At 59.8% G+C, this 24910-nt stretch carries 29 protein-coding genes and 1 pseudogene; 17 read left to right on the forward strand and 13 right to left on the reverse strand.

Annotated elements, in window-relative coordinates; translation table 11 throughout:
• The first annotated feature begins 225 nt into the window (after nt 1–225).
• The gene (locus RFM52_RS22610) at nt 226–1092 is read left to right on the forward strand and encodes a transporter substrate-binding domain-containing protein (RefSeq protein ID WP_320293556.1); all 867 of its coding nucleotides are present in this window, start codon (nt 226–228) and stop codon (nt 1090–1092) included.
• A 61-nt stretch (nt 1093–1153) separates the two neighbouring features.
• Complete coding sequence (locus RFM52_RS22615; RefSeq protein WP_320293557.1) at nt 1154–2254, forward strand: NAD(P)/FAD-dependent oxidoreductase; 1101 nt, start codon at nt 1154–1156, stop codon at nt 2252–2254.
• A 537-nt stretch (nt 2255–2791) separates the two neighbouring features.
• On the opposite strand, the gene RFM52_RS22620 is transcribed toward RFM52_RS22615, so the two are convergent.
• From RFM52_RS22620 to RFM52_RS22630, 3 genes are all read right to left on the reverse strand, one after another.
• The gene (locus RFM52_RS22620) at nt 2792–2959 is read right to left on the reverse strand and encodes a hypothetical protein (RefSeq protein WP_320293558.1); all 168 of its coding nucleotides are present in this window, start codon (nt 2957–2959) and stop codon (nt 2792–2794) included.
• Nucleotides 2956–3222: a hypothetical protein gene (locus tag RFM52_RS22625; protein WP_320293559.1), complete on the reverse strand. Its 267-nt coding sequence runs from the start codon at nt 3220–3222 to the stop codon at nt 2956–2958. The genes RFM52_RS22620 and RFM52_RS22625 overlap by 4 nt, the downstream gene beginning before the upstream one ends.
• A 401-nt stretch (nt 3223–3623) precedes the next feature.
• The gene (locus RFM52_RS22630) at nt 3624–3842 is read right to left on the reverse strand and encodes a hypothetical protein (RefSeq protein WP_320293560.1); all 219 of its coding nucleotides are present in this window, start codon (nt 3840–3842) and stop codon (nt 3624–3626) included.
• Between the two features lie 78 nt (nt 3843–3920).
• Here RFM52_RS22630 and RFM52_RS22635 point away from each other — a divergent pair, with 78 nt between their 5' ends.
• The 3 genes from RFM52_RS22635 to RFM52_RS22645 all read left to right on the forward strand — a co-directional run bounded on the left by RFM52_RS22635 (nt 3921) and on the right by RFM52_RS22645 (nt 5139).
• On the forward strand, nt 3921–4325 hold the full coding sequence (locus tag RFM52_RS22635) for a hypothetical protein (protein ID WP_320293561.1): 405 nt from the start codon (nt 3921–3923) through the stop codon (nt 4323–4325).
• A 331-nt stretch (nt 4326–4656) separates the two neighbouring features.
• Entirely contained in the window at nt 4657–4824 is a 168-nt protein-coding gene (locus tag RFM52_RS22640) for a hypothetical protein (RefSeq protein WP_320327874.1), read from the forward strand.
• Nucleotides 4825–4962: 138 nt separating this feature from the next.
• Nucleotides 4963–5139 carry a hypothetical protein gene (locus RFM52_RS22645; protein ID WP_320293563.1) on the forward strand — a complete coding sequence of 59 codons (177 nt, stop codon included), beginning with the start codon at nt 4963–4965 and terminating at the stop codon, nt 5137–5139.
• 341 nt (nt 5140–5480) lie between these two features.
• Here the strand turns inward: RFM52_RS22645 and RFM52_RS22650 are convergent.
• Nucleotides 5481–5660: pseudogene (locus tag RFM52_RS22650) on the reverse strand (GNAT family N-acetyltransferase); the annotation flags it as partial.
• Between the two features lie 48 nt (nt 5661–5708).
• Nucleotides 5709–5912: a GNAT family N-acyltransferase gene (locus RFM52_RS22655; RefSeq protein ID WP_320293564.1), complete on the reverse strand. Its 204-nt coding sequence runs from the start codon at nt 5910–5912 to the stop codon at nt 5709–5711.
• A gap of 95 nt (nt 5913–6007) precedes the next feature.
• On the opposite strand from RFM52_RS22655, the gene RFM52_RS22660 reads away from it, so the two are divergent.
• The 3 genes from RFM52_RS22660 to RFM52_RS22670 all read left to right on the forward strand — a co-directional run bounded on the left by RFM52_RS22660 (nt 6008) and on the right by RFM52_RS22670 (nt 8062).
• On the forward strand, nt 6008–6169 hold the full coding sequence (locus tag RFM52_RS22660; RefSeq protein WP_320293565.1) for a hypothetical protein: 162 nt from the start codon (nt 6008–6010) through the stop codon (nt 6167–6169).
• A 784-nt stretch (nt 6170–6953) separates the two neighbouring features.
• Nucleotides 6954–7328, forward strand: coding sequence for a hypothetical protein (locus RFM52_RS22665; protein ID WP_320293566.1), 375 nt, complete (start codon nt 6954–6956; stop codon nt 7326–7328).
• Nucleotides 7329–7693: 365 nt separating this feature from the next.
• Nucleotides 7694–8062, forward strand: a complete 369-nt coding sequence (locus RFM52_RS22670; RefSeq protein WP_320293567.1) for a hypothetical protein — start codon at nt 7694–7696, stop codon at nt 8060–8062.
• Nucleotides 8063–8745: 683 nt separating this feature from the next.
• Here the strand turns inward: RFM52_RS22670 and RFM52_RS22675 are convergent.
• Nucleotides 8746–9111, reverse strand: coding sequence for a hypothetical protein (locus RFM52_RS22675; RefSeq protein WP_320293568.1), 366 nt, complete (start codon nt 9109–9111; stop codon nt 8746–8748).
• 251 nt (nt 9112–9362) lie between these two features.
• Here RFM52_RS22675 and RFM52_RS22680 point away from each other — a divergent pair, with 251 nt between their 5' ends.
• Nucleotides 9363–9869, forward strand: coding sequence for a cupin domain-containing protein (locus tag RFM52_RS22680; protein WP_320293569.1), 507 nt, complete (start codon nt 9363–9365; stop codon nt 9867–9869).
• Nucleotides 9870–10098: 229 nt separating this feature from the next.
• Here the strand turns inward: RFM52_RS22680 and RFM52_RS22685 are convergent, their stop codons facing one another.
• The 3 genes from RFM52_RS22685 to RFM52_RS22695 form a co-directional block, all read right to left on the reverse strand.
• Entirely contained in the window at nt 10099–10329 is a 231-nt protein-coding gene (locus RFM52_RS22685) for a hypothetical protein (RefSeq protein WP_320293570.1), read from the reverse strand.
• A 916-nt stretch (nt 10330–11245) separates the two neighbouring features.
• The gene (locus tag RFM52_RS22690; RefSeq protein ID WP_320293571.1) at nt 11246–11713 is read right to left on the reverse strand and encodes a metallophosphoesterase family protein; all 468 of its coding nucleotides are present in this window, start codon (nt 11711–11713) and stop codon (nt 11246–11248) included.
• A gap of 125 nt (nt 11714–11838) precedes the next feature.
• Nucleotides 11839–12747: a ribonuclease Z gene (locus tag RFM52_RS22695; protein WP_320293572.1), complete on the reverse strand. Its 909-nt coding sequence runs from the start codon at nt 12745–12747 to the stop codon at nt 11839–11841.
• A gap of 653 nt (nt 12748–13400) precedes the next feature.
• Between RFM52_RS22695 and RFM52_RS22700 the strand changes: the two genes are divergently transcribed.
• The 6 genes from RFM52_RS22700 (at nt 13401) to RFM52_RS22725 (ending at nt 20044) form a co-directional block, all read left to right on the forward strand.
• Nucleotides 13401–13904 (forward strand): hypothetical protein, encoded by a 504-nt coding sequence (locus RFM52_RS22700; protein WP_320293573.1) that lies wholly within the window; start codon nt 13401–13403, stop codon nt 13902–13904.
• 120 nt (nt 13905–14024) lie between these two features.
• Nucleotides 14025–14246 (forward strand): hypothetical protein, encoded by a 222-nt coding sequence (locus tag RFM52_RS22705; RefSeq protein WP_320293574.1) that lies wholly within the window; start codon nt 14025–14027, stop codon nt 14244–14246.
• A gap of 535 nt (nt 14247–14781) precedes the next feature.
• Nucleotides 14782–15147: a YybH family protein gene (locus RFM52_RS22710; protein ID WP_320293575.1), complete on the forward strand. Its 366-nt coding sequence runs from the start codon at nt 14782–14784 to the stop codon at nt 15145–15147.
• A gap of 46 nt (nt 15148–15193) precedes the next feature.
• Nucleotides 15194–15817, forward strand: coding sequence for a 2-hydroxychromene-2-carboxylate isomerase (locus RFM52_RS22715; protein WP_320293576.1), 624 nt, complete (start codon nt 15194–15196; stop codon nt 15815–15817).
• A gap of 58 nt (nt 15818–15875) precedes the next feature.
• Nucleotides 15876–17069 (forward strand): MFS transporter, encoded by a 1194-nt coding sequence (locus RFM52_RS22720; protein ID WP_320293577.1) that lies wholly within the window; start codon nt 15876–15878, stop codon nt 17067–17069.
• A 1805-nt stretch (nt 17070–18874) separates the two neighbouring features.
• The gene (locus RFM52_RS22725; RefSeq protein WP_320293578.1) at nt 18875–20044 is read left to right on the forward strand and encodes an acyltransferase family protein; all 1170 of its coding nucleotides are present in this window, start codon (nt 18875–18877) and stop codon (nt 20042–20044) included.
• Between the two features lie 46 nt (nt 20045–20090).
• Here the strand turns inward: RFM52_RS22725 and RFM52_RS22730 are convergent, their stop codons facing one another.
• The 3 genes from RFM52_RS22730 to RFM52_RS22740 all read right to left on the reverse strand — a co-directional run bounded on the left by RFM52_RS22730 (nt 20091) and on the right by RFM52_RS22740 (nt 22094).
• A complete protein-coding gene (locus RFM52_RS22730) occupies nt 20091–21236 on the reverse strand; it encodes an acyltransferase family protein (protein WP_320293579.1) in 1146 nt (381 codons plus the stop codon).
• 110 nt (nt 21237–21346) lie between these two features.
• The gene (locus tag RFM52_RS22735; RefSeq protein WP_127234358.1) at nt 21347–21664 is read right to left on the reverse strand and encodes a YMGG-like glycine zipper-containing protein; all 318 of its coding nucleotides are present in this window, start codon (nt 21662–21664) and stop codon (nt 21347–21349) included.
• 103 nt (nt 21665–21767) lie between these two features.
• Nucleotides 21768–22094 (reverse strand): type II toxin-antitoxin system HicB family antitoxin, encoded by a 327-nt coding sequence (locus RFM52_RS22740; protein ID WP_430699209.1) that lies wholly within the window; start codon nt 22092–22094, stop codon nt 21768–21770.
• 64 nt (nt 22095–22158) lie between these two features.
• On the opposite strand from RFM52_RS22740, the gene RFM52_RS22745 reads away from it, so the two are divergent.
• Both RFM52_RS22745 and RFM52_RS22750 read left to right on the forward strand, forming a co-directional pair.
• Entirely contained in the window at nt 22159–23721 is a 1563-nt protein-coding gene (locus RFM52_RS22745) for a recombinase family protein (RefSeq protein ID WP_320293580.1), read from the forward strand.
• Nucleotides 23718–24536 carry a plasmid partitioning protein RepB C-terminal domain-containing protein gene (locus RFM52_RS22750; protein ID WP_320293581.1) on the forward strand — a complete coding sequence of 273 codons (819 nt, stop codon included), beginning with the start codon at nt 23718–23720 and terminating at the stop codon, nt 24534–24536. The genes RFM52_RS22745 and RFM52_RS22750 overlap by 4 nt, the downstream gene beginning before the upstream one ends.
• 5 nt (nt 24537–24541) lie before the next feature.
• Here RFM52_RS22750 and RFM52_RS22755 read toward each other — a convergent pair whose 3' ends face one another.
• Nucleotides 24542–24856 carry a hypothetical protein gene (locus tag RFM52_RS22755; protein ID WP_320293582.1) on the reverse strand — a complete coding sequence of 105 codons (315 nt, stop codon included), beginning with the start codon at nt 24854–24856 and terminating at the stop codon, nt 24542–24544.
• Nucleotides 24857–24910: the final 54 nt, after the last annotated feature.

The following is a 24910-nucleotide window of genomic DNA, read 5'->3' on the forward strand; positions in this document are numbered from 1 at the left end:
CTATAGGAAAAAGCTATAGAGAACGAAGCTTTTCATATTTGTCAATCGCCTCGCGTTTCGCTTAACTGCTGCCTGCCGGGAGGAATTTCCGGCCAAAAGGCGCCAGGACCGGCCATCACGGCGCTGAAAATCACCACTGCGCCGAGACTGTCGCGATTGCGTCATCGCCCCTGATCGACGATCGGGTGGCCGTTCGCGCGCCCAGCCAACACCAAGAGGGTAACAATGAAAACGGGACTGTTACGCTGGATCGGCCTTGCGGCCGGTATCCTGATCTCGCTTGCAGGCGCTGCGCGCGCTGATGATGCCGGGCAATGGTCGAAAATTCGCATTGCGACCGAAGGCGCCTATGCCCCTTGGAACTATATGTCTGCTGACGGCAAACCGGTGGGCTACGAGATCGATCTCGCCCAGGAACTGTGCCGTCGCATGAAGGCCGAGTGCGAGATCGTCGCACAGGATTGGGACGGCATGCTGCCGGCGCTCAACGCCGGAAAGTTCGACGCGATCATTGCTTCCATGTCGGTCACGCCCGAGCGGCAGAAGGTTGCGTCCTTCTCAGTCCCTTATGCAAAGGCGCCCAACGCCTTCATGATGATGAAGGACAGCCCGCTTGTCGCAGAGCTTGGACCAAGGGTCGACTACAGCCTCAAGAAGGATCCCGAAGGCGCAAAGAAGGCCATCGAGGCGATGGCCCCGGCGCTGAAGGGCAGGGTGCTCGCTGTCCAGGGTTCCTCAACGGCAGCCACATTTGCCACCGCCGAACTGAAGGACAAGGTGGAGATCCGTGAATACAAGACCACGGAAGAGCACAACCTTGATCTCGTCGCCGGCCGCGTCGACCTGGTGATGGGCAATATCACCATGCTGAAAGCTGCGATGAAGCAGCCTGATCTCGCCAACGCCACGCTTGGCGGACCTACTTTCATCGAGGGTGTTTTGGGCAGCGGCACCGCCAACGTGGCCATGCGCAAGGACGACACCGCACTCAAGGCCAAGTTCGACGCGGCCATCCATGAGGTCAATGCGGACGGGTTCAACCGCGAGCTGACAGAGAAGTGGTTCGGGGTCGACATCACGCCCAGGGACTGAGTTCGCACCGGGCAGGTGCAACCTTGCGCCTGCCCATCCAACCATCGGAAAAACTGATAGCATGACCCGATTTATCGTAGTGGGGGCCGGTCTCATCGGCTCATCGATCGCATATCGCCTTGCCGAGCGGGGACACCCGGTCACAATCGTCGAGTGCGACTATCCCGGCGCCGGCACCAGCGGTGCGAGCTTCGCCTGGACCAATTCGAACGAAAAGACGCCTTACAGCTACCACCTGATCAATGCGCTCGGCATGCGTGCGCACAGGGAGCTCGAAAACGAGTTCGGGGCTTGCCCCTGGTTTCATGGTGGTGGTGCTGTCGAATGGCGTGCGGACGCGAACGAGGCGCAGGAGCTCGCGGAGCGCGTCCAACGCCTCACCGGCTGGAACTATGCGGCTGAATGGATTCCTGCGGACAGGCTGCACAGGCTGGAGCCCGCCCTGGCGCGGGGAGCGTCGGGTGATGCGAAGATCGCATACTTTCCCGATGAGGGTTGGGTGGATCCTGGCGTCTATATCGAGTTCTTTCTCGGGAAGGCCCGCACGCTTGGTGCGGAACTGTGCCGTGAAACCGTCATCGGCATCGAGCTGAGGGCGGACAGGGTTACAGGCGTCAGGACGGCATCGGGCACGACACTCGGCGCCGACGTGGTCGTCAACTGCACGGGTTGCTGGGCGAACGATCTCGGTCAGGATGTGCGCCTGACATTCCCGCTGGCCCCGACAACCGGCCTTCTCGTGGTGAGCGCTCCGGCCGCACCGGGTATCCGACGCGTAATCCGGACCAGCGGGGTCAATTTGCGCCCCGACGGTGCCGGCAGGATCATGCTCCACAGCGAGCAAGACGAGAAGCGCTTCACGCCGGACAGCAGTCGCGAGGAGACAATGCCGGTGGCCGCCGCGATGGTCGAACGGGCGGCAAGGCTCTGTCCCGACCTTGCGGGCGTCAGGCCGGAGGCGATGCGCCTCTCGCGCCGGGCAATCCCGGGTGACGGCGTGTCGGCCGTCGGTCCGGTTCCGGGCATCAGCGGCTACTACGCTGCCGTAACGCATAGCGGGGCGACACTGGCACCCTGGCTGGGGCAGGTGGTTGCTGCCGAACTGGGTGGTAGTGCTCGCGAACCGGCGCTTCAGGATTTCCGGCCCGCACGGTTCTTCTGACCAACCACTGGCGTCTTTCAGCGCCTAGCACAGAAAGGCCAGCATGTTTCGGCGGCTTTGGACAGATGCTCTTCGCCGCTCGAAGACGGCCCGCAACAGATCCTCTACGGCTGTAACCCATCATCGAAAACGCCGGCGGTTGTACTCATTGTCCGCTACATAGCGGTAGCGCTTGCCCACAACCCTCTCCCCAGGGAAGTATGCCGGCGACGGATGTTGAGCACAAGCTTACGCTAATATGCGTGAGGCGAGAGGGGTTGCTGATGCTCAAGCCAAGACGAAAGCCGCCGAAGGCCTATCCGAATGCCGATCGCTTCGGAGAGGATGGGCGGCGCCTTTATGCGCCTACGACGCAATGGCCGCTCGATCCGCTCGGCAAGTCTGGGTCAAACGCATAACGCTCGCCGCAATCGTTCTGGCGCTAGTCGCCGCGGTTCTTGTGGTCGCAGTCTTTAGCCTGTTGCCTCACTGAGCCTACCCGCGATCCTATGTGAATCGCCTCGCTAGGCGTCATCACACCACCCATCAGCGACCTATTCATCTGATACTGCTCGCAGGCGGCTTCGGCGTGCTATCGAACGACAGTCTCTCGACCGTGGCAACAATCGCCACTGATAATGCCTCGGCCTCGTCGAGCAACGTCGGGCCATAGTGGCCGTTCACCTGTTCCTCGAGCATGATGCCGATGGCTGCGTCCCTCGTCATGAAGAACGTCGCCTTACCGCGTCGCGGCTGACTGTTATCCCGAGATGCTCGCCGCTCACGGTGACGGTGCTTTCGTCAACCCGCGTCACCTCGCCTATGAGGTCGACCTTCTGACCGCTGCTTATGCCGGGAGTCGTGTCGACAATGCTGTGAGGCTGGTTGTACGATGGGATCAGGACCGCCACGCGGTCTTCCGTCACGCGCTTCCGGACGGTCGCGGTAATAACCACCTCATCGCCGACCTTGAAAGAGCCCTTCGCCATACCTGGAGTCTGGGGCGGTGAGCGGCTTAGTCAAGCGTTTGCTAATGGAACATAAGGCTAAGGGTGAAGTTGATTAAACAGTCGGCGCGCTCAGCGCACGTCGCGTCGGGCGGGGTAGCACGTAACCAGGCCCACTCTGGATAAGCGTGTCCGCAGGGAGGCCCGATAAAGAGCCCGTCTGGCACCCATGGCAGGCGGGCTCTTTCACTGCCGAATAGACCATAGCAAGTAGCGTAATGGGACCTCAGTCCTCATTGCAGCACGAGGGATTATCGAACAACTTTTACTTACCGCCGAGTTTAAAACCACTTCCCCCCGGAATAGGTGAGGCGGCTAGGCCCGGCTCGCATAATCCTGTGTCACCCTCGATCTGCGAGCCGGGCTTGCGCCGAAGCAGTTCATTATTTGGCAAAGTCCTTTGGCGGCTCTTCTGCAATACTGAATTCGTGGACGGTGCCTCCGCGTTCGTCGACAACCCGAAACCAGTGCTCTTGCAAGGCCTTGGTGGAGATCGTCTTTCCCGTCAGGGTCTCTGCGGCGCTGAACGCATCAGGGGCCTCTGTAGACGTCGTGGCAACGAGGCGTTCGCCATAGAACTCTTCGACTTGAAAACACGCCATCGGAAACCTCCTGAATCCAATGGCAACGCTTCGCGAAAGAGAAGGTTCAAGGTCCAACTAAGATCAGCGGAACCTAATATGCGGATCATGCTTATGGAAATGATGAGCACGCGCGGCATCAACTTTCTCGATCGATGGATGTCGGAGCATCTGCCAAACGCAATGACAGACGACCCGGCCGCCATTTGCGACCTGGTCGGCCATGTGATGAAGGCCGCAAAACGTGAAGGCATCGACCCGGAGGAAATCAGCGAGGAAGTTGGTAGTGTCTTTGGGGTGATCTTCGACGCGATGCAGCACCGCGAAGGCAGCTTGGCCGAAGGCGATGGAAGCGACAAGACGGCAGAGGTCGCCCTGGATCTGATGGCCGGACGTTTGGTGAGAGAGACGGGCATTACCCACGAGCAAGCCGAAGAGCTGATAAGACAGATCGGAATCGACTGGGACTCCCTGCGTCGTGAGGCTAATTTCTTGAAGAGATGATGAGCGCGTCGACCGCCGCCGCTCCCGTCGCCGCTGGTACATCCGCAGCAGCGACGGGTGCCGGAACGATCGGCCGAAGAAGAGGAATGCCGATCTTCTCCCAGCAAACTAGCGGGGTGTGCGGCCGAGGTCATCCTTCAAAGAGAGGAACGATGTTTGCTCCTCCTCTTGCGAACGATAATCACCAAACGCCATATGGGGCTCGGGTGGGGCGACCTCGTAGGAGATCGCCATGGGCAAGGAGTATCCGTTTTCGGAAGGCACGCTCGGCGGCAAGCTTGCGGCCGGCACAGGCCTATCGGTTTATTGTCTCACATGCAGGCGAAGGGCGGTGCTCGACGTCGCCGCGCTGGCCAGGCGGTTCGGGCCTGACCAGCCCTGCCTCCACTGGGATCTGCTGAAAATTATCTATTGCCATGAGTGCCGCGCCGCCGGCCGCAACGACCGAAACCTGCAATTCACAAACCACGCGACGACGCCAGAGCAGCGAAAGCGGTGATAGCGTCTCAATTTGAAATTTAGTTGGAACTAAATCAGCTCGGCACCCGTTGCTTTCAATCGCCGGTAACCATCCACTGGACACCATTGGCGCCTGAGAGACGCAGAACGCGCTCCCGTCTGATTACGGGAGTGCCCTGTGGTCCGCGATGGCGAAGAGCGTGCCGCTCACATACTGGCGCAAAAAGAGTTTCGGGTACGGTTTCTCATGAGGGAAACCAGCATCACCGAAGCACAGGCGCGCGATCTAATCGACCTGATCGGCAATGATTCTAATTCGCTTCTTCGCGAGGCGCGGCTCCTGAATAAGCTCTAATCGGCCGTCCGACCTCAGTCTCATCGGATTAGGGGAGTGGAGTCCAATGTCGGAAGCCCCAAAATATCTCGACCACCTACTTGAATGCCCGTACTGCCACACAGTGCGGCTACGAATTCCAACGGATGCCGGTCCAACCACTCCAATCACCTGTAGCGATTGCGGCCGATATCTCGGCGCATGGGACGAGATACAGACCGACTTTGAGAAGCAGGGCGGCAATGACGGGGTTTTCCGTCTCGACAAGGGTCGCATCAAACGCATTGAATAGCCCTTAAGCGCTTCCGGGCTGAGCAGGGAGCGCTGGCGCATTCCCGCAGCGAAGGACGCCTTGTCCCTGATCAGTACGTCCTCATAGCCCGACGTGGCATGCCGGCTTCCTGAAACTCGTCACCATAAGCGACAAAGCCAAGTTTCTCGTAAAGCGTGGTCTTGTCGGCCTGGGCCGTAAGAAAGAACCTCATTTCCCCACGCGCCCTCGCAAGTTCCATTCCCAAATGCATCATCTGGGTGGCAATGCCTTTCCCGCGTGCCTATGGCAGCACAGCGACCCGCCCGAACTTGGCATGCTAGGGCAGAAATACGACCCGCAGCGTGCCGACGACATCGCCGTTATCAATTGCCACGAGGTGAAGCGCCTCAGCATCGTAAGCATCACGTTCGATCGTCTCGGGCACGCTCTGGCCGACAATGAAAACCTTGCGCCGGATTTCCAAGGCGAGAAGCCCCAGGTCGGAGGCAATTGGGACGGGCAGAATGGTTAGAGCAGCCATGGTGGTTGGCCAATGATATCGGCAAAAATTGACCGGCGCCACGCAGGCTCAGTTGAGGCTTGCCGATAAGCCGCGACTTATGCAACATCCGCGGCATGCAGGATCACGAACTTGTCGAGCGGCCCGGCAAGGGCTGGTCACCCTGGAAGGAAGGCGCCGGCCTGGCCAACATAGAGGCGGTCTGGTGGGATGCTCGGGTACTGTTCGCCAAGCTCAATTCTCATGTGCGTTCTCAGGATCCGAACTCGTCGGCATAGAGCATTGGGGCTACGGCGGCGATAAATGGACCATGAAAAAGCCGCCGGTCGAGCATCCACCGCTGCCGGAGGAATTCAGGCTCGAGCGGGAGAGGGTGCGGGAGGAGAGGCTTGCCCGAGCCAAGGCAGAGGCCGAGGCACGCTTCCTTGCCGCCTGCCAGAGGCGCCAGCAAGCGAAAGGCGTCTCGGCAGGTTGTAGGACAGCGCAACGGGGAGACGCGCGTTTGAGGCTCAGCCGGCGAAATAGATCGATATCCCAGCACCTATCACGGACAAGCCTAGCATGAAGGCCATGAACGCCTCAAAACCATCGCCGCGGTTACCGGTTCTGTCCATTGCGATCCTCCCTTAGACGCTCAGCCGGGTTCTAACGTGCTTCGCGTAAGAAGGTTGCGAGGCGAACATCGATTGGTCGCTGCAATGCATGGCCTTGGCCAGGGAAGCCCGCCAGAGGGCGATCGAGGTAAGACCGGTGTAGGAGAGCGGCGAAGGGAAACGCGCGCTGGTGCCATGTGGGGCGACTCTCACAGGCGGCCCGGCGCTCTTCTCCTGGGGTAGAGGGGCATGGGACACCGGGCCTAGCCGGCTGGAACTTCGAGGAGTGGGCTCAACGGAGTGCACCGGCTGGCAAAGATGTATGCTCTTCTGATGCAGGCGAAACATGCGAATGGAGGAAGGCCGCGCAAGGGCGATGCGAGGAAATGCAGATCGTCCCAGGGCGGTTTTCCCGCCGCTTCATGCTGCTTGGCGCCGCGGCCTCTGTTCCGGCCCGCCCGTCGGAAGCTTGAAGCCCGTCGGCATCCCTGCCGGCGCAGATCCGCGCTCATGGCGGCAGGCGATCGAACAGCAGCTTAACGACCCGTTCGACCGCGCCACGGCGTTGATCACCGCTCTCGACGTCATGGAGGCCGATTGCGACCTGGAGGACGGTGCCGACGCCGCGCCCTGGTTAGGATGGGGCGAGCGCGGACCGAAATCCGTCAGCAGCGTATTCACGGACGGCCGCGGCAGTTCCCACTGCGATCGGGAGCTTGAGGACGAGCATGGCGGCGATATCCAGGACGAGCCGCATGACGAAGAAGAGCGCGAAGGCGACCACGCCGACATGACAGCCCGGCTTTATCGAGGGCGGGCAGGGCCTCTGAAATTTGCCAGCTGACGAACTTGGCCCGGCTGCTCGGGTGGCCGGGTCCTTAGTCTTTATGAGGAACGATATATCCGACGGAGCGGCCAATCCCGCGTGTGACCACGACAGTTGCAAAACCGGCCGGCAGCGAACCTGTGACGGTTGGGTCAATGGGGCGACAGCGGCCTATTAATTTCCCATTGGGACCGTAGGCAAGCCTGTCAGCCAATGACGTTCGACATTGCTCCATCGATGCAAACATGGGGGACGTCGTGTCCACGGGTTTGCAAATGGAAGCCGCGCCCGGGCTGCACGAGAGCAAAACCATCACTGCCGCGGTTGCCGAGTCCATCGTCTAAGCTCCCTTGTGTGGAAGCTGCAACGCTCGCGAAATCGCTTTGTTTCACATTTTGCTAAAATTAGACACACAGGCCCGGAGGCTTAGGCTTCCGGGCCTTGTTCCGACCGAGATCGATTTACTCAGCGGTGCTTTTGACAACGACTCGGTGATGATGCCTGTGATGGCCTTTTTTGATGACCAACTTCGTGGTGGAGTGATGATGCCGCTTGCCGTGATCATAGAAGGCGACCGTGCCGTGGCGACGGTGATGGAGACGATGCCCATCCTTAATGACAACGGCTGTGCTGTGGTGATGATGCCTGTGATGCGTCTTGACGACCACATCTGCCTCGGCAGCGGATGCGACAGCCGGAGCGGCGATGCAGAACGCCAGAGCGGCGAAAAGCACTGTTTTCATTGCGATTGAACCTTCAGGTTGGATTGCCCCTTCGTCGCAACAACTCGGCTCCTGGCGGACTTGTTCCAAAGGCGCTCTTACAGTCATTACGGCATGGTGAATTTTCAGCGATGCGGGCGCCTAGCCTTCGGCAACCATTTTCAACGCCAACGATTGACGGAATCCGGTAGCGGGCCGAGAATACCCCCCTCTTCTTGCTTTATTCCCATCTGCCCGGCTGCTTCGGTGGCCGGGTTTTTTCACGCCTGCGTGAGGGCGGGAACGCGAAGCCGGGATGCCGGTTCTCCTGTCAGGGCCTAGGCATTTCCCCAACAGATATGGCCCCTCGGTCTCAGGCAACCGACGACCTTCCCCGTCCCCCGCTCGCAGAGCGTCGGTTGCCGGCTTTCTGCGTTGGCTTGTTTTGCGCCTGGCGGCTTCGGCTTCCGGACTCATTTCGTGTCGCGTTTTATGTCGCGTCCAGTAGCCGCGCATCAGTGAAAACCGTTGAAAACTGCGGCGTGCCAGTTGCAACATGATGCAACATGCTGACGCCGCATATCTCTCACCAACTCCTTGATTTTGTTGGTGATCCCGCCAGGAATCGAATCTGTGACCTACAGATTAGAAATTTGTCAGACGGGCTTTCCTGATGTTTCTCGTTGCACGCCCAACACCGCGCTTGGGCTTTCGGATTTGGAAGGATGGTTCACTCAGCTCGCGGCTTTGAAGAATCCTGTCCGGCGGGAGTTCCATCTGTTCATGCTGCTTTCGGGCCATCGCCCTGAAGCGATCAGGAAGGCACGGTCGAGCATGTCGATTTTCCTGCCCGTGTCCTGCACATACCCCGACCGAAGGGCGGCGAGGTCAAAGCATTCGATATCCCGCTTTCGAACGCCATGATCCGTTGTCTGGTTCGCGCGATGCGCATTGGTCGGGCCCTCTATGAAGAGCAATCCCGGGATTGGCTCTTTCCGGCCGACAGCGAAAGCGGTCACATGGCCGAACACAAGGAAAAACGCCACGATCTGTCGAAATGGGGCAATGACCTGCGGCAGACTTTCCGCACCATCGCCCAAGCCATTCCGGGCCGGTCGATAATTGTGATCTCGCCGCGCTTGGCATGGATCAGCCCCCTGGAACGACGGACTTCCCGACCTGGCATCTGCTTTCCCTAAAAGGATGATGGCAGCCGCATTTGCCCGACGACGGGTACAGATTCCTATCGCCCCATCAATTTCGGTAACGCCCGGCGCCAAGTGAATGCGTGTCTGCTAATATAAGCGGTTTCGCGCACACACGCGCGTGACGAACAGGGAGGATGCATACCATGATGATTTCGTCGCGATCTAATGGCCGATCAATGCTCCTTTTGCTCGGACTGGCAAGTGCGGCAGCCCTTGTATCTGGAAGCGAGGCACTGGCTGCTGAGGGTCAAGAAGGCGTAAAGACAACCCCCGTCCTAACGACCGACAGTCCTGACCTGAAATGGCAGGACATCGGCGACCTTCCGCCTGGCGCAAAAGTCGCTGTGCTGGCGCAGTCCGGCGACTGGAGCGTTGCCCGTGTAAAATTTCCACCTCACTACGTCGTTCCGCCGCACAGCCATCCCAACGCGGAGGCCGTGTGGTTGATTAGCGGTCAGGTTGGGTTCGGGTTTGGAGATAAGGTCGACCAGACCGGCCCATGGCTTAAGCCGGGAGCGTTTTTTGCGTTACAGCCTGGAGGCAAGCACTACGTGTGGACCGGAGATGAAGGGGGGATCATTGACGTTCAGGTTAGCGCCCCTGGTGGCATCACTTTCGTCAACCCGGCTGACGCTCCGAAGAAGAAGTGAGAAAAGATGAGAGCCAAAGGGCAGCGAAGAAAGCGCGCCGCTGGTTTTCTGCTTAAACACGGGAGCGGCCCGGTAGTCAGCTCAGGAGGGCTACCGGGCCTAGCCCGGCTGGAACTTCGAGGAGTCGGCTCAACGGAGTAGCAGCGGCTGGTAAAGATGTATGCGCTTCTGCTGCAGGCGAAACATGCGAATGGAGGAAGGCCGCGCAAGGGCGACGCGCAAATTTGGTCTAACCCTCGTCATCGTCGGCAAGGTATTCTCTGACGCTTCCGAAGTCGCGGTACATCCCGCCGTCTGGATGCTTTTTCTCATGCCAGGCGATCGACCAATAGCCAGTGTCCTGAAGATCCTCCATTGCGCGGACTCGATCAGCAACAAATGGGAATTGCTGTTTGAGAAGCGCGTTGACTGCATCCACCCCGCCCAGTCGAAAGGTTTGCAGGCATATGTCGTGAAACATTGTCTTATCCCCGCAAAACTTGCAGGAGCAGCATTGCGCAACTATTGCGCGCGCACAAGCGGGCCCTTCCTCGCACGTCCTAGATTGGCAACAGCAGCACCAGCACCACGAAGACGGCCCCTAGAAGACAGCTCCACATTCCGATCAAATCCCGCCGCCGGTAACTCCAGACTGCACCAACCAGCATCAGGCAAGCCAAGGCGTCGATTAGAAGCGTGCCCATCAAGAGGACATGTAGCGCAAAGCAGTCTTGGCAAGCGCGAAATCCGCCGACAACCGGGCATCAAGACGGTGCCGGGGTTCGGCGGACGCAAGTTCGGCCTGGAGAAGGCCGCACTGAACTAAGCGGCCTTAATCCCGGCGACGCAGGCCGCTGCGTCGCCCTGCTCTCTGGCGGCGGACAACAACTCGCCAGAGAGCAGTCACATAGGGCATAGGTCGCAACGGAAGCCGCGGTTCTCGCTGAACCCATGCTGCCCCACGCCGGTCCAGCTCACGCCAACGGCGCAGCGCAGACGATGGCGAATTGAATGCGGCCGCGGTGCGCCGCCTGTCACGAAACGTCGGTCCGAACCGTCAGGCTGGTAGCTAAGGTGAAGTTCGGCTCGGGTCAGGCAGCCAATCTCGCAGATTGCACTTTCCAATTCCACGGTAGGAGTTCAGCCAAGCCTAGGGCAGCCTTGTCACCGGCTTTGTCGCCAGCGCCTTGGCACTGGTCAGCGGCGCCTGGGCGGCACTCGCGCTGCGCGTGCAAGGATGAAGCGCTTGCTTGGCGTGCTGTTCTTCATCCCCAGTGCGGTTCCTTCGATGGAAAGGTTGGCAATTTGGTCCAAATATCCCGAAAGCACATGTTCAGCTTTCAGCCCATTCCAGACATTTCTTGGCGTCCAATTCGCCTCAGGGTGCGTGCGACGCATCAAGCGTCGCCGAGTTCGTGAATGACTGGTTGCATGTGGCTAGGCGTGACATCGACCGTCGCCAACGTGATCGGCAGCTTGAAGCGCCGCTGGCCGGCGCTGCCGGGATTTAAGTAGAGCACCCCATCGACAGTCTCGATCTTTGGAATGTGAGAGTGGCCCGAGATTACCATGTCGATGCCAAGCGCGGCCGGCGAGATCTGCAGCGTCTTCAAGTCGTGAAGCACATAGATCGTTCGCCCCGCAAGCCGCACGAGCTCAGTCTCAGCGTACTGCGCGGCCCAGGTTCCGGTGTCCACGTTTCCTCTGATGGCGGTGACCGGCGCAATCCTTCGAAGCGCGGCGATGATCTCTGGCCTGCCTATATCTCCGCCGTGAATGATATGATCGACACCGGCCAGGCGACGCTCTGCCTCGGGCCTCAACAAGCCGTGTGTGTCCGAAATGATGCCGATCCTGAATGTCATCGTTCGAGCTATGGGAACCCAAAGTGCTTTGGGATCAGATACGATCGATCTAGGCCCCGTACCCGGGGGCGCGAGTCCACTTTACCTTTCAAAAGCGGACATTCTGAATTTATGAATACGCGCCCCTAGACCGTAAGGATTGTGAAATCCGTTGCGACCGCGGAGTTCGCAAACGTCTGCATGGCCTCGGCTAGGATTTCCTCATCAGAATAGCGGCCGGAGATGTGGGTGAGAACGAGTTGCTTCACATGGTTGTTCGCCGCCACCGATGCGGCTTCCGCCGCTGTGAGATGGCCGTACTCGCGGGCCATGCCTGAATCTCGTTGAAGGAACGTGGCTTCGATGACCAGCAAATCGGCGCCGCGTACCTGTTCTCTCAAACCATCGGTGGTCTCGGTATCGCCGATAATGACGAGCTTCTTGGCGCCTTCGGGCTGCCCAAGAACTTCTTCAGGTGCAACCGCCTTGCCATCGCAGAGGATGATGGAGCGGCCCTCCGCCAGTTCCTTTCTGATTGGACCATCCGGCACACCCAGCGCCGCCAAACGGTCCGGGCGAAGGTGTCGACGCGGCGGCGTCTCGAATACGAACCCGTAGCTATCGGTATCGCGATGTCGGACTTGGAAGCAGTCGATCCTGAACTCATCTGCGTCGACGACCAAACCCGGCGTCAGCGGCACGAGATCCAAAGAGATCGGCGCCCGACCTTCGCCCCATAGACCCGCGAGCATGCGGGCAACGACGTCGAGGGTTTCCCGGCTTCCGTGAACGGACACGAGTTCTTCGCTCTGCCTGAGCCGAAGTGTCGAGAACAGCCCCGGAATCCCGAGCACGTGATCGAAGTGCGCATGCGTGAGAAGCAGACGGTCGAGCCGCCTGAAGCCGGCTCGGGCACGCAGCAGCTGTCGCTGAGTACCTTCGCCGCAATCAACCAAGATCCGCTGGCCTCCGGATTCAATGAGGAGACTTGGATGATTGCGTTCGGCCGAGGGCACGCTCGCCGAGGTGCCAAGGAATGTCAGTTTGAAGGTCATGAGGCCAGTGTAACCTCATGAACCACCAAGCAAAGGGTCTGCGGGAACACCCTTTGATACGTGAATCGATCTCATGGACGATGGCCTGATCATTTGCCGGGGCCACTTCAAACGGCTGCTTTGCGCCGCATGGTAGTCGTTCCGGCTAGTGGTACAGTTTCCTAAAAGCGGACGCTCAGACAGCAGTCACGTCGCCTTCGCCGCGTCCGCTGGCGTCGTCCTGGCGCTAGCTTGGTGGCCGTTTTAAAGCATCGAGCGGCCGAGACTTAGGGCTCCTTCCACGTCGCCCGGAATGTCCTCGACCAACATGGAAATCGCAGCACTGATTTCGATCGCGACCATGGCTTATTCGGTCACATTGCTGTCGGCAGGCATACGGCTCAGGGCTGACCTACGGCCGCCGCTATTCGATCATGGCTTTGCTGGGCCTCACGGCGAAGGAAGAGGACGACGACGTCAGAGTGAATACCTTTGTGGCGGGCAGGCATAGGATGTCTCCGGCAATTAATCGGGGTATGAATACGTTCCTGATTTGTTCCGCTAGAGTCGACCTCTTACAAAGCCACCGGTTTGCTCACATATTATTGCAAGGAATTCTGACGGGGGCGTTGGATGGTCGACACAGGCTTTCTCAACAAGTTTGAAGAGTATTTTTGGCAGACGCGCAGCCAAAGCGGTGGTCCGGCATCATTGGCGCCGGTGCGATTGTAGTAGTTCTCGGTACCGCATGGAGCGACGTCAGTCCCATCGTGGCATGGGCCAATACAGACGGAATTAGCTGGTCTGTATTCGCCTTCCGCGTCCTAGGCTTCCTTATCTCGATTGGTGCGCTGATATCGGTGGGAACCGTGTTCGCGCAGGCCACAGCCAATCGAGCCCGTCAACACCAGTTCCTCGCCGACTTCGAGACCGTGACGGAGAAGCTGGAGAGTTTTTCAAAGGGCATGGACAAGGCGATAGGGGTCCAAGAGGAAACCATGGGGATCTTCGCCGAGTCCGTCGCGATCCTGGACAATCTGAAGGCCAAGAAAGAGGCCCAGACCCTTCGGGAGACCATTAAGAAGAGCAAGGCCAACCGCGACCAGATGCGCCGCATGAGCGACCAGGCGCGCGAAATGGCAGCCGACCTCATCGGGGGGAATCCGGTCAAAAGGTAGGACGCCCGGCAGCTGTCCGATCACATCAAAATTAATTGCGGACTTCACATGCTTGTCGCACTCTGCGGGCTTCGTAGCTTTCGAGGAGGAAAGGCTATGTTGTACCCCGGCCAAATCGTCATGGACGACGAACTTGCGATGCTTGCCCGAATCCATAAAACCCTGTGCGAGGAGCGCGGGATTTTGCTCGACAGCACGCGCGGCCAGAAACTGGCGGCTCACCTTTTCAAGCTGTTCTTGAACGGGCTCACTGAGGAAGACGAGATCCTGTACGCCGCGCGGAACCGAGGCCCTCTGGTGCTACCGCCCGGCCAGGGTATCGAGCATTCTTTGGCGGGTTAGCACGTTCGAGCCAATCGCCGGCCGAACATCCCCGATGAACACGGCCAGCGACGGCAGCTTGTCACCACCGAGTTCGTCGCCTTCACGGAGCGCAGTCGAAGTCGTTGAGCCACACACCATAAGCTCGATTGGCGAACATGGTCCACTAAAGCTCCAACTGTCAGCGAGATGAAGCGAACGTCAACTCTCAGGAACCTGCCGCAGTGCCTCGAATGGCCGCAATGGGTCGGCAGCAGAACGGCAGCTTGTCGCTAATGCCGGCCAATACCTGACGGTCCGCTGTCGGCCCCCAAGCTGCCGGTCGGCAATGCGCCTTAACTCAGACGTAGAGCCCGCCTTTGCGATATCCCGTAAGCGGACACATGTGCGCGGTGTGAGGTCGCAAACTGCCAGAAGGGAGACTGACACCCCCACCATGGGGCCACCGCGATGACGGTTAGATGGGAAGATGGCCGGCGGCCGACCCCGCATGGGAGAATTGTCGCATGTCTGAGAAATTGCTAATATAGCAATCTCACCCCTGGAGGGGCCGGCGGTGTCGATCCACGAGGAACTGCAGATTTTCTGGAATGCCTACGTGGCCGCCTATCGGGCCGGCGACGCCAAAACATGCGGCGCGATGTTTACGGCCGATGCCGAATTACATTCGCCTTATGCGCCTCCTGCTCGGGGCCGCGACGCGATCGAAGCCCTCCACGCAACCTGGACGAACGGGCACAGCGAGGCGACCGACAAGAAGATGACAGTGATGCACGCGGGCAAATCTGGTGACTTGGCTTGGTGCCTGGCCACGTACACCGAGGGGCTAGAAGTCGGCAACGGTACATCAGTCGACGTGTTCGAGCGGCAGCCCGACGGGTCATGGCTCATACGCGTGTGCAGCCTTAACAGCACCGACTGAGGCATTGGTTCGTGTCGAATCGGCTGCGGCCGTGGAGGCGGTGGGAATGAAGCAGATCGACTTCTTCTATTTCTTCGGGAGCGGCTACGCATATCTGTCGGTGATGCGCATTGCCGCGATGGCGAAACAGTCGGGTGTTGCCGTTCGATGGCGCCCCTTCAATGTCCGAACCGTGATGGCCGAGAACAACATTGCCCTCCGCACTCAGGCGGCAAAGGTGAAGTACATGTGGCGCGATGTGGAGCGGCGCGCGGCGACGCACGGCGTGCCTTATGTCAAGGCGCCCATCTGGCCGACCGATCCGGACCTTCTGGCCAACCGGATCGCCATGGTAGCGGCCGAAGAGGGCTGGTGCGAGGCCTATACCATCGCAAGCTTCTCGGCATGGTATCTGGAAGGCATGGAACTGGGTAGCCGCGCCCATTTGGGCCATGTGCTGGCCCCCCTCGGTCAGGATGTCGATGATGTGATTGCCAAGGCCGACGGCGCCCGTGCCCACGAGCGGCTCAAGGCTGAAACCGATGCGGCCCGCAGCTATGGCATTTTCGGTTCCCCGGCCTTCGTCGTGGATGGCGAAACGTTTTGGGGTGACGACAGACTCGAAGAGGCGCTGGCCTGGGCCGTTGGCCGACATGATCTGCAAGCGTTGAACAATGGTGGACGGGACTGAGCCCGCGACGCATTTGGTGAAAACCATGCGCCGATCGTCAGTCCTAGGGAGGATTCAAGTGCCGCGCCGCTGGACCATTCTTGCTGTCTTGTTTGTCGCTCGTGCCGCCTTCGCGTTCCAGTTTGGCAGCGTAGGGGCCGTAGCGCCGCAGCTTAGCCAAAGCCTCGGTGCGAGCCTGGCCGACATCGGCGTCCTTATCGGGGTCTATTTTGCTCCGGGCGTCCTGCTCGCCTTCCCCGGTGGTACCATCGGACGCCGCTATGGCGACAAGGCGATGGTTCTTGCGGGACTCCTGGCGATGCTGGCAGGCGAATTGCTGATGGCCTCGTCGGCGTCATGGAGCGTGCAAATCGCAGGCCGACTGATCGCCGGCGCTGGCGGCATTCTCCTGAGCGTCCTGATGACCAAGATGGTCGCCGACTGGTTCACCGGCCGCGAAATTGCAACAGCGATGGCCATTTTCGTTAACTCGTGGCCGGTGGGCATCGCAATCTCGCTCATGCTCCTGCCATGGATCGCAACGAGGTTCGGCCTTCATCTCGTCAACCTTGCTGTCGCAGGATGGATTTTGATCGGCCTTGTCCTCATGGCCTTTTTCTACCACGAGCCGGAGGCGGCCGCCTCCGTTGAAGGCGAACGAGGAAGTGTGACCTCGGAAACGGTCTGTGCGGTGATTGCCGCTAGCTCGATCTGGTGTCTCTACAATCTCGGTTTGGTGATGATCTTCAGTTTCGGCCCAACGATGCTCGTCGAGCAAGGTTGGTCCATGGCTGCAGCTGGACCAACGATCAGCATCGTCCTCTGGCTCACGGCAATTTCGGTTCCCGTCGGGGGCTTCCTCGCTGATCTGACCAAGCGCGGCGAAGCTATCGTTGTCGCAGGTTGCATTGGCTTTGCGCTGTTGACGGTTCTTCTGTCGCGAAGCGACCAGGTGCTTCCCGTCGTCATTGCCGTCGGGGCCGTTTGCGGCTTGCCTGCCGGGGCGATAATGAGCCTTCCTGCGCGTGTGCTCGAGCCGAAGACACGGGCGGTCGGAATGGGGATATTCTATACGGTTTTCTATGCTGGAAGCCCGGTTGGTTCCGCGATCGGCGGAAAGCTTTCCACGTCGTTCGGTTCCGCAAGCGCCGCGCTCGACTTCGGCGCCGTCATGCTCCTGGTCTGCCCAGTCATTCTGTGGTTCTTCCGCCGTATCGTTGCAGGCCAATCGGCTGGCACTTCCCTCGACATAGAACGCACAGGCAAACCTTAGGTGATATCCCAGGCCATGGTGTTGCTGCATAGCGCGGTGATCACCAACGGTCCGCACGGCAGACTTGGTGGGTGGATTCGTCGCCGGCGCGGTGATCGGCGCATCAATCGCTTACTACTGGTCCCAGTGACTGCTGCCACGGCAGCTTCGGCGATGTGCTGCCGATATTAGACGGTCCGTTCTCGGCCCCGAAGTGACCCGCCGCAATGGACGCTCTAGTCGGTCGCGCTTTGACGTGGCTATCGATCTGGTCGATGACCGCCTGCCATGCATCGTCGCTTATTGAATTGAAGGCCAGAACAGAATTATGCCGCAATCCAGAAATGCGATCAGTCCGATTGGAGGATGCATTTGAAGCAACGGAACGTCAGATTGTTCGTTTCTGCCGCGGTATTCGCCGGGGTCGCTATGGCAAGCTCGGCGGACGCGAAGTGTCTCGCCCCGAATGGTGAGTTCGAGTTGGGCCAGTACTCCTGTCTGGCGACAGGCCCCAATAGCTATCTCGCTCGTTGCGAAAACGACCAGAACGTTTTTTCCTGGGACAGGATCGCCGATTACTGTCCTGGCGGCGCTACCCGGATACCGAGGGCTGCCTCAGCCTCGTCCTGTCGAGGTGACGGTCAGATGTTTCCCGCGGGAAGTTTCGCTTGTTTGGCCGTGGCGGGGCAAGGTCACCTCGCGCGTTGCGACATGGTGCTTAATAGCCCTTCGTGGACGAAAATGCAGGAAGGGTGCTCAGCACTGCCATTTCAGAAAGCCGCGGAAGCCCCGCGACGCAACTGGCTTAAGAAGGCATTGGACCTTCCCCGTGGCCTGCTGAACCAGTTCTGATTGCGGCGCGAAGCGTCAGTCGGCACTGCGCCTGGATCTCGCCGCCCGCCGATTCTCGCCAAGCCTGGAAGTTGCCGTACTTTCACCTTCGGCCGGCGGCCAACATGGGCATTTCCCCCGGCGGCTTTTCACGCCGTCGATTGGACGAAGATGAAAATCCGTACGGACCAGGCAGCCCTCGCGAAAGGCGACATCAGGTACGCCAAGGTCTGGAAATGCTCGACGACGAAGCGACACACGCCAAAGCGCGGACGGCACCCCCCAACGTGACCTACGCGGCGCGTCGTTGAGCGAAGAGGCGACCCGGCCGGGCTCGACGAGGATCGAGGGCAGTCACGATGCTGTGGTGGTGATCACAGTAGACGCGATCCGCCGAAGTTGGCCCAGCACAAAAACGATAACCGCCGGGCACTGATGGGTCTTCGCTTACCGGGAAGCGGCACTGATAGACGCCTAGTTGGATGAGGGGGACGTCTCTCGAAGTCAGTCTGATATTTTCACGCATGATGGTCTTCAGGTTCCTAGTTCATAAGCCGATACCGGACTGACGGCCGCAGCGCGACCGCTCCGAGGCGAGCTTCTCTCGTTTTGAAAGGCTATGGGTCGTCATATGGTGTTGGTCGCGGCATCAATGAAGCCCCAGGCCCTGCTATACGAAGCCGATAGTTTGCGACTTAAGGCCACACCTTCGGCTGCCGAATGGCAGCAAGTCGCTGAACTCCCCCAATGGCGGACGGTCGGCTTGCGGCCCCAAATAGGCCATTCGCAACATCGCGAAACTGGTCAGGTTGTTACCCAGAGTTTCGGGCCAAAGCCCCACACCATCAGCGGGTATTCCTCCCCTTGCTCAGATCCAGCCTCAGCCCGTAAGCCGGACTAGGTGGGCCGATATGACGCGCGTGACCGCATCAAATTTCAGCTGACAGACATCGAGGGTTGACATTCTGGGCTCGCTCGCCATGCTGCAGTGCAACATGAACGATAGCCTTACGGATTCATCGCGAATCGAATGCCTGGATGGGCTTCGCGCTACCGCCGCGTTGTGGGTGCTGGTTGGTCACTGCCTGCTCCTGACAGGCTGGCATCTCCCGGTGCTTGGCGACCCTGCGCTGGGCGTCGATCTCTTCATCATGCTGTCCGGCTTCCTGATGGTGTTCCACTATCAGTTGCGCCAGGACAAGGAGCCTTGGCAAAGGCCTGAAACCTGGCTGAAATTCTGGACGCGGCGTTATTTCCGCATCGCGCCGTTGTTCTACGTCATGATGTTCTTCGCGCTGGCGCTCGGCCCGTATCTTTATGAATCGCGGACGGTCATCGACGCATTCCTGGGCCGTGTGCCGCAGGCGCCCGAGCGCTTCCTCGACAGCAGCCTGAAGAACATCGCCGCCCACCTGACATTCCTGTTCGGCCTTTCCCCGAACCTTGCCTACCGGACGCCGCTGCCCGACTGGAGCCTCGGGCTGGAAATGCAGTTCTACGCGGTCTTCCCGGCGCTCATGCTTTTGGTGCGCCGTTTCGACTGGGTCTGGAGCGCGATAGTCGTGGCGGCTCTCGGCGCCTTCGTGGTGATGATCCTCAATGCGATCTCGGTCCATTTCCCGATGCCGTCGTTGCTGCCGCTGAAGATCCAGGTCTTCCTGTGCGGCATGCTTCTGGCGGGCGTCCTGGGCCAGAGGCAACCGCGACCGCTGCTGCATCTGGCGCTGGCCATGGCGCTTGCGGCCATTCCCTTCGGCGACGGCTACGGCCTTTCGAAGTTCGTGATACGCGAAGCGCTGGTGCTTGGGTTCTTTGCCCTCGTCCTCTATCGGATGCTGCCCGGCACGGCGGGTGCCATGGCGCGAACGATCGCCATCGCATTGGGCGGAGGCGTGTTCCGTGTGCTCGGCGAACTGTCCTACAGCATCTATCTGATCCACCTTCTGGTTCTGCAACCCGTGGCGGCCCTCGTCATTGCCCATTATGGCGACGGCCTCGCGGCGCCGCTGCGCTTCGCCATCGTGCTGGCGATCGTGCTGCCGGTGGTCTGCGTCCTGTCCTTCGTTACCTACAGGGTCATCGAAATGCCTGGCCAGCAACTCGGTCGCACGGTTCTGCGCCGGTTCGCCCGCAAGCCGCTGCTGAAGCCAAGTCCTGCCGAGTAGCATCGGCGGCGCATCGTCGATCGCCGCCGGTGCGGCAGGACTTCGGCTAGAACTGCGTCACGCCCTCGCGTGCGCGCCGCAATGAAAGCAGATGCCGCAGCAGCGTCCGGACATTCTTGTCGTAGACATAATGCGCGAACGCCGAGACCGCGATGACGAGAATGGATGTTCCCACTACGAATGGCAGGCCGTGCTGATTCCACTGGGTTCCAGTGACGGATTCGTCCAGGACATTCACAATCCTGATCAACGGCGTGTGAAGCGCATAGATGGCGTAGGAGATGTTGCCCGAGAAAAGGGCGATCGCGCGCCAGAAGCCCGAGAGCCGCAAGCGGGAAGCCGTGAGAACAAGCCAGGGCCAGACCAGCACTATAATCGCCAGGTCGTACGATTGCGCATTTCCGGCGGGACGGAAGATCATCAGTCCCGCGCAAAGCGCCAGCAGGATCGGCATGTAAAGATTGCCATCCCGGCTGTCTCCGGTCGCATATCGCCGCAGATAAACGCCGAGGAAGAAGGAAAAGGCGATCCGGGCGGGAGCCGCGATCGTGCCGTCCCAATGGGCCCCGCCACCCAGGATGACGCCGTGCCAGGCCATCAGCGCCAGCGCCAGGAACCCAAGGCTGAAGATAGCAGCCAGCGAGCGGCGAGCAAGCTTCAGGGCCAGCGCGGCGAAAACCGCGTTGGCGACCAGTTCATAGAAAAGCGACCATGCCGGACCGTTCAGCGGGAAGAGCACATCTGGGCCGACCGACAGCGACGGCGGCGTGGGAAGGAAAAGAAGGGAAAACGCGAGGCTCGCAAGCAAATCCAGCCGGGAATACGAGCTTAGCCCCTGCGTTGCGATGACCGCGCCCACGCCGACCATGGCGACACCGATTGCGGCGAAATATAACGGGTAAAGCCTGAGGATACGGGCCTCCGCGAATTCCCAGAAAGACATCCCTTTCCGGAACTTCTCGTCATAGGCGTGGGCAATCACGAAGCCGCTCAGCAGAAAAAACAGGTCGACGGCCAGGAAGCCTGACGGCGCCAGCTCAAGATGCCGCGCCGTAAGCTCGCTGAAATGGCCAAGCATCACAAGAACGGCAGCGATGCCTCGCAGTCCATGCAACGCGTCGAAATGGCTCGTCTCGGGTCTCAGATTCCGCTCTCCGGTCGTCCTGACCCCGCCAGCGTCACCCAAACCCATCTACGCATCGATTGTTGCGTCGCACAAGAACCTTTTTGCGGCGCACGCGACCGACAATGCACTCATACCCCGGACCTTCTCCCCGCGAACGGGGAGAAGGTGGCTAACGATCAATAGTTGCCGTTGTAATACCGGTCGTCGCAGGGCGCGGTGTAGATGCGGCCGTAGCGGTCCTGATAGCGGCAGAGCTGGTCGCCGCGGCGCTGCGGGGTGGTGGCCGAGCCAACGACGGCGCCGAGCAGCGCGCCGCTGGCAGCACCGATTACCGTGCTCTTGGTGTTGCCGCCGATCGCCTGACCGACCAGTGCGCCGCCGGCGCCACCGATCAGCGCGCCGGTAGTGGCCCGCTGCTGGCCTTCGGTCTGCGTCTCGCAGCCGGCGAGTGCTGCGGTCATCAGCACCGCCAGAATAGCCTTCTTAATGATCATCACTAGAACTCCTCTGAAGCCCCAGGGACTGGAAAACGGGGGCGGAATCGCCAAGTGCGGTCGCATTGCGGCGGAACGGCGGCGCGCCGGCTCACGAAGTGAATCACGGTTTCCCGGCAGTTGAACGCCATGGTTGCCAAACGGGAAAGGCGGCTCTCTTGGCAGTAACCTTTAGCGAATCCTCAATGGAACCATGATGGTTGTGATATCTCGACGGCCGGTCTGCCTCGATTTGTGCAACGGAGGTGGGAACGGGAAGGGCCTCGCCGTCATCGATGAGACCTTCAACGTGGAAAGCAAGCGCCTGTTCGGCTAGCTCGCGCGCCTCGGCGAGACTTGCGCCAGCCGCGACAACACCGGGGAAGTCAGGGAAAGACACTCCGTAATCACTGGCGTCCTCTTTGTGGATCAGCCCGACGTACTGACGCATTCCGTTCCCTTGCCGCACGGTCATCGACCGCTATTTTAAAGCACCAGCACGACGGTGCAAGGCGATGGATAAGGTTGCAACGGCCCGCGACCCTCCTGCCGGGAGGCGCAGGGTTCGCGCGGCTCAATATCTTCGTATGTCGACCGAGCACCAGACCTACTCGATCGAAAACCAGAGGGATGCCATCCGCGACTATGCGGATATCATGGGCTACGAGATCGTTGCCAGCTACGAGGATGCGGGGCGCAGTGGCCTCAATCTCGGAGGCCGCCCTGGGCTTCAGCAACTTCTCGCTGACGTCGAGAGTGGGAATGCCGATTTCGAGACCGTCGTGGTGTACGATGTGAGCCGATGGGGGCGCTTCCAGAATATAGATGAGAGCGCTGCATATGAGTATCGATGCCAGATGGCTGGCGTCCGGATCGAATTTTGCGCCGAACAGTTCGCAAACGACGGCAGCATCGGATCTGATGTGCTCAAGGCGATCAAACGCAGCATGGCTGCGGAGCACAGCAGAATGCTGTCGCAGAAAGTCTTCGTCGGCCAGGCGAGGCTAATCCGGATGGGTTTTCGGCAGGGCGGCAAAGCGGGATTTGGCCTGCGGCGCCTGCTTGTCGACCAACATGGGCATCCGAAAGGTATCCTTTCGTCATACGAGTACAAGAACCTGCAATCCGATCGCATCGTTCTGATCCACGGGCCGCCCGACGAGGTCGCGACGGTACGATGGATTTTCAAGCATTTTGTAAGAACTCGAAAAACACAGCTTGAAGTCGCCCGAACGCTCAACAAGCGCGGCGCGCTGACCGACCTGGGGCGCCCATGGACGAGGGAATCGGTGCACTCGCTGCTGACTAACGAGAATTACATTGGCAACAGCGTCTGGAATAGGGGATCGACCAAGCTCAAAGGCCATCGGTTCCACAATCCTCCCGACCAGTGGCTCCGTGTAGAAAACGTCCTCGAGCCGATCGTCGACCGCAAGCTATTCAAGCGAGCTCAGACTTTGCTGAAGACCATCCATCGCCACATGTCCAATCAGGAGATGTTGGACGCCCTAAAGGCGCTGCTGGCACGCCGTGGCGCTCTGTCAACCTTCATCATTGATGGCGATCCCGATTGCCCGCCGGCCCAACGATACTGGTGGCGTTTTGGATCCCTCGGCAAGGCCTATGAGCTGATCGGATACCAAGCGCCCAAGAATTACCGCCACATCAGCGTCAATCGACGACTGGACACCGTGAAACTGCAGGTGATTCAGGATTTCTTGGCCGAAGTTGAAAAGCGGGGCGCCGTTGCGGCCTATGAGGCGGAGACGGGCCTCGTGTGGATCAACGAGGAGATAACCGTGGCGATAGCAATAGCACGCTGCAGGGTTTCCCACTTCGGTTATCCGCGCTGGTTTTCGAAGGCTGATCGGCAGCCGCTGTCGGACATCTTTGTCCTGATCCGGATGAGTCCCGGCGACCTGGCCATTCGAGACTATTTGATTGCTCCCGTGGGTGAGATCGCCGGCAAACCTGATCTGCACGCCCATAACGGGGCGCGTCTGGATTCATATGTCTTCCCTACGCTCACCCCGCTGGTTGTGTTGGCGGAGCGAGCGGCCGTCGAGATGGCAATATGACCCCAAAGCGGCTGAAACGAGAAGTTGCCTACCAGCTTCTCCTCAACAACGACCGCCGGCATGCGGGGGCGTTGGCCTCCGATCAGATGCGCCCGAAGATGCGCCGTTCCACTCCCGAGTTTCTGAAGATTTACGACGCGGAGCGCACACGCAAGCGTGCCTTCATCGCAGAGGTGGAGGAACTGGAGCACCGTTTGGACAGGATCGTCGTGACGGTTCGCCTGATAACGGGCGACCGGCGATTCCGTGCGCTGTTGGCATCCGAAGGCCTTGCAACAATGCCGAATACATTGGGGCTGAGAATCAGCGGCTTTCCACCTGCGCGGACCTCATCGCAACCTATCTCCGGGGAGGCCAATCCGATTTCAGCCGGAGAGATTTGCCCAGAAGTCCTCAGTCTGCTGAGGGATTGCACCGGGCCGGCAGGGCTTTTCGCATTGCTGCGGGTGGTGCTTCCGGTCAGGCAAATAGAGATTGCTCGCTTGATGATTGCCAGGGGGCCGGTCAGCGTCAACTACGTGAAGATGCTCGTCGCTCTCACGCCACCGTCGTTCCTGGTTAAAGATATCCATCCGCAACCTGAGCTCGCCAGCCTTTCCAAGGACCGGAGGGCAGAAATGGTGTCCGAATTGGCCGAGATTAACCGCGCATTCTTAAACGCGCTCGACCGGCGCGGCCCGTTGAGCCTGGAACTCATCACCGCGAGCCGGTATTTCGGCCGGCTGATGGATAATTCCAAGGTGGTGCGGTATCTGGCACGCAATTTCCCTGGCCGCTTTGAAGAATTCCACAACTTGACGGTGCTTGCCTTCTAGCGGGTCTATTCATCTCGCCAGATCACACGCTTCTCCCAGCGGATTTGGACTAGGCGCCTATACCGGATCGTGTGCGCCTGCTCTCCGGTCGGATGGAACAGCTCGGCGTCCATCCATTCGCTGCCGCATTGCTGGCACCGAACCTTTTCCCGAACCTCATCGATCGTGACATTGCCGATGACCTCGCGCAGCTCTAGCGGCTTGTAGAAGCGCTTGAGATTGCACTTACCGCAGCGGATGCCGCACGCTTGCCCCGCATCATGGGCATGCGTCAGCGTCCAGACCGCACCTCGCGGCCACTTCTCTGGTTGTTCCGGCATATGCTGAAATGAGGAACATATTCCTGTGACGTCAAGAGGTCTCTTGATTCAATG

Source organism: Mesorhizobium humile (assembly GCF_033977215.1).
Taxonomy (GTDB): Bacteria; Pseudomonadota; Alphaproteobacteria; order Rhizobiales; family Rhizobiaceae; genus Mesorhizobium; species Mesorhizobium humile.

Excerpts from the sequence above, each read along its gene's own strand:
- RFM52_RS22610 (WP_320293556.1), top strand. The coding sequence starts at position 226 with ATGAAAACGGGACTGTTACGCTGGATCGGCCTTGCGGCCGGTATCCTG.
- RFM52_RS22615 (WP_320293557.1), top strand. The coding sequence starts at position 1,154 with ATGACCCGATTTATCGTAGTGGGGGCCGGTCTCATCGGCTCATCGATC.
- RFM52_RS22620 (WP_320293558.1), bottom strand. The coding sequence starts at position 2,959 with ATGACGAGGGACGCAGCCATCGGCATCATGCTCGAGGAACAGGTGAAC.
- RFM52_RS22625 (WP_320293559.1), bottom strand. The coding sequence starts at position 3,222 with ATGGCGAAGGGCTCTTTCAAGGTCGGCGATGAGGTGGTTATTACCGCG.
- RFM52_RS22630 (WP_320293560.1), bottom strand. The coding sequence starts at position 3,842 with ATGGCGTGTTTTCAAGTCGAAGAGTTCTATGGCGAACGCCTCGTTGCC.
- RFM52_RS22635 (WP_320293561.1), top strand. The coding sequence starts at position 3,921 with ATGCGGATCATGCTTATGGAAATGATGAGCACGCGCGGCATCAACTTT.
- RFM52_RS22655 (WP_320293564.1), bottom strand. The coding sequence starts at position 5,912 with ATGGCTGCTCTAACCATTCTGCCCGTCCCAATTGCCTCCGACCTGGGG.
- RFM52_RS22660 (WP_320293565.1), top strand. The coding sequence starts at position 6,008 with ATGCAGGATCACGAACTTGTCGAGCGGCCCGGCAAGGGCTGGTCACCC.
- RFM52_RS22680 (WP_320293569.1), top strand. The coding sequence starts at position 9,363 with ATGATGATTTCGTCGCGATCTAATGGCCGATCAATGCTCCTTTTGCTC.
- RFM52_RS22685 (WP_320293570.1), bottom strand. The coding sequence starts at position 10,329 with ATGTTTCACGACATATGCCTGCAAACCTTTCGACTGGGCGGGGTGGAT.
- RFM52_RS22690 (WP_320293571.1), bottom strand. The coding sequence starts at position 11,713 with ATGACATTCAGGATCGGCATCATTTCGGACACACACGGCTTGTTGAGG.
- RFM52_RS22695 (WP_320293572.1), bottom strand. The coding sequence starts at position 12,747 with ATGACCTTCAAACTGACATTCCTTGGCACCTCGGCGAGCGTGCCCTCG.
- RFM52_RS22705 (WP_320293574.1), top strand. The coding sequence starts at position 14,025 with ATGGACGACGAACTTGCGATGCTTGCCCGAATCCATAAAACCCTGTGC.
- RFM52_RS22715 (WP_320293576.1), top strand. The coding sequence starts at position 15,194 with ATGAAGCAGATCGACTTCTTCTATTTCTTCGGGAGCGGCTACGCATAT.
- RFM52_RS22725 (WP_320293578.1), top strand. The coding sequence starts at position 18,875 with ATGAACGATAGCCTTACGGATTCATCGCGAATCGAATGCCTGGATGGG.
- RFM52_RS22730 (WP_320293579.1), bottom strand. The coding sequence starts at position 21,236 with ATGGGTTTGGGTGACGCTGGCGGGGTCAGGACGACCGGAGAGCGGAAT.
- RFM52_RS22735 (WP_127234358.1), bottom strand. The coding sequence starts at position 21,664 with ATGATCATTAAGAAGGCTATTCTGGCGGTGCTGATGACCGCAGCACTC.
- RFM52_RS22740 (WP_430699209.1), bottom strand. The coding sequence starts at position 22,094 with ATGCGTCAGTACGTCGGGCTGATCCACAAAGAGGACGCCAGTGATTAC.
- RFM52_RS22745 (WP_320293580.1), top strand. The coding sequence starts at position 22,159 with ATGGATAAGGTTGCAACGGCCCGCGACCCTCCTGCCGGGAGGCGCAGG.
- RFM52_RS22750 (WP_320293581.1), top strand. The coding sequence starts at position 23,718 with ATGACCCCAAAGCGGCTGAAACGAGAAGTTGCCTACCAGCTTCTCCTC.
- RFM52_RS22755 (WP_320293582.1), bottom strand. The coding sequence starts at position 24,856 with ATGCCGGAACAACCAGAGAAGTGGCCGCGAGGTGCGGTCTGGACGCTG.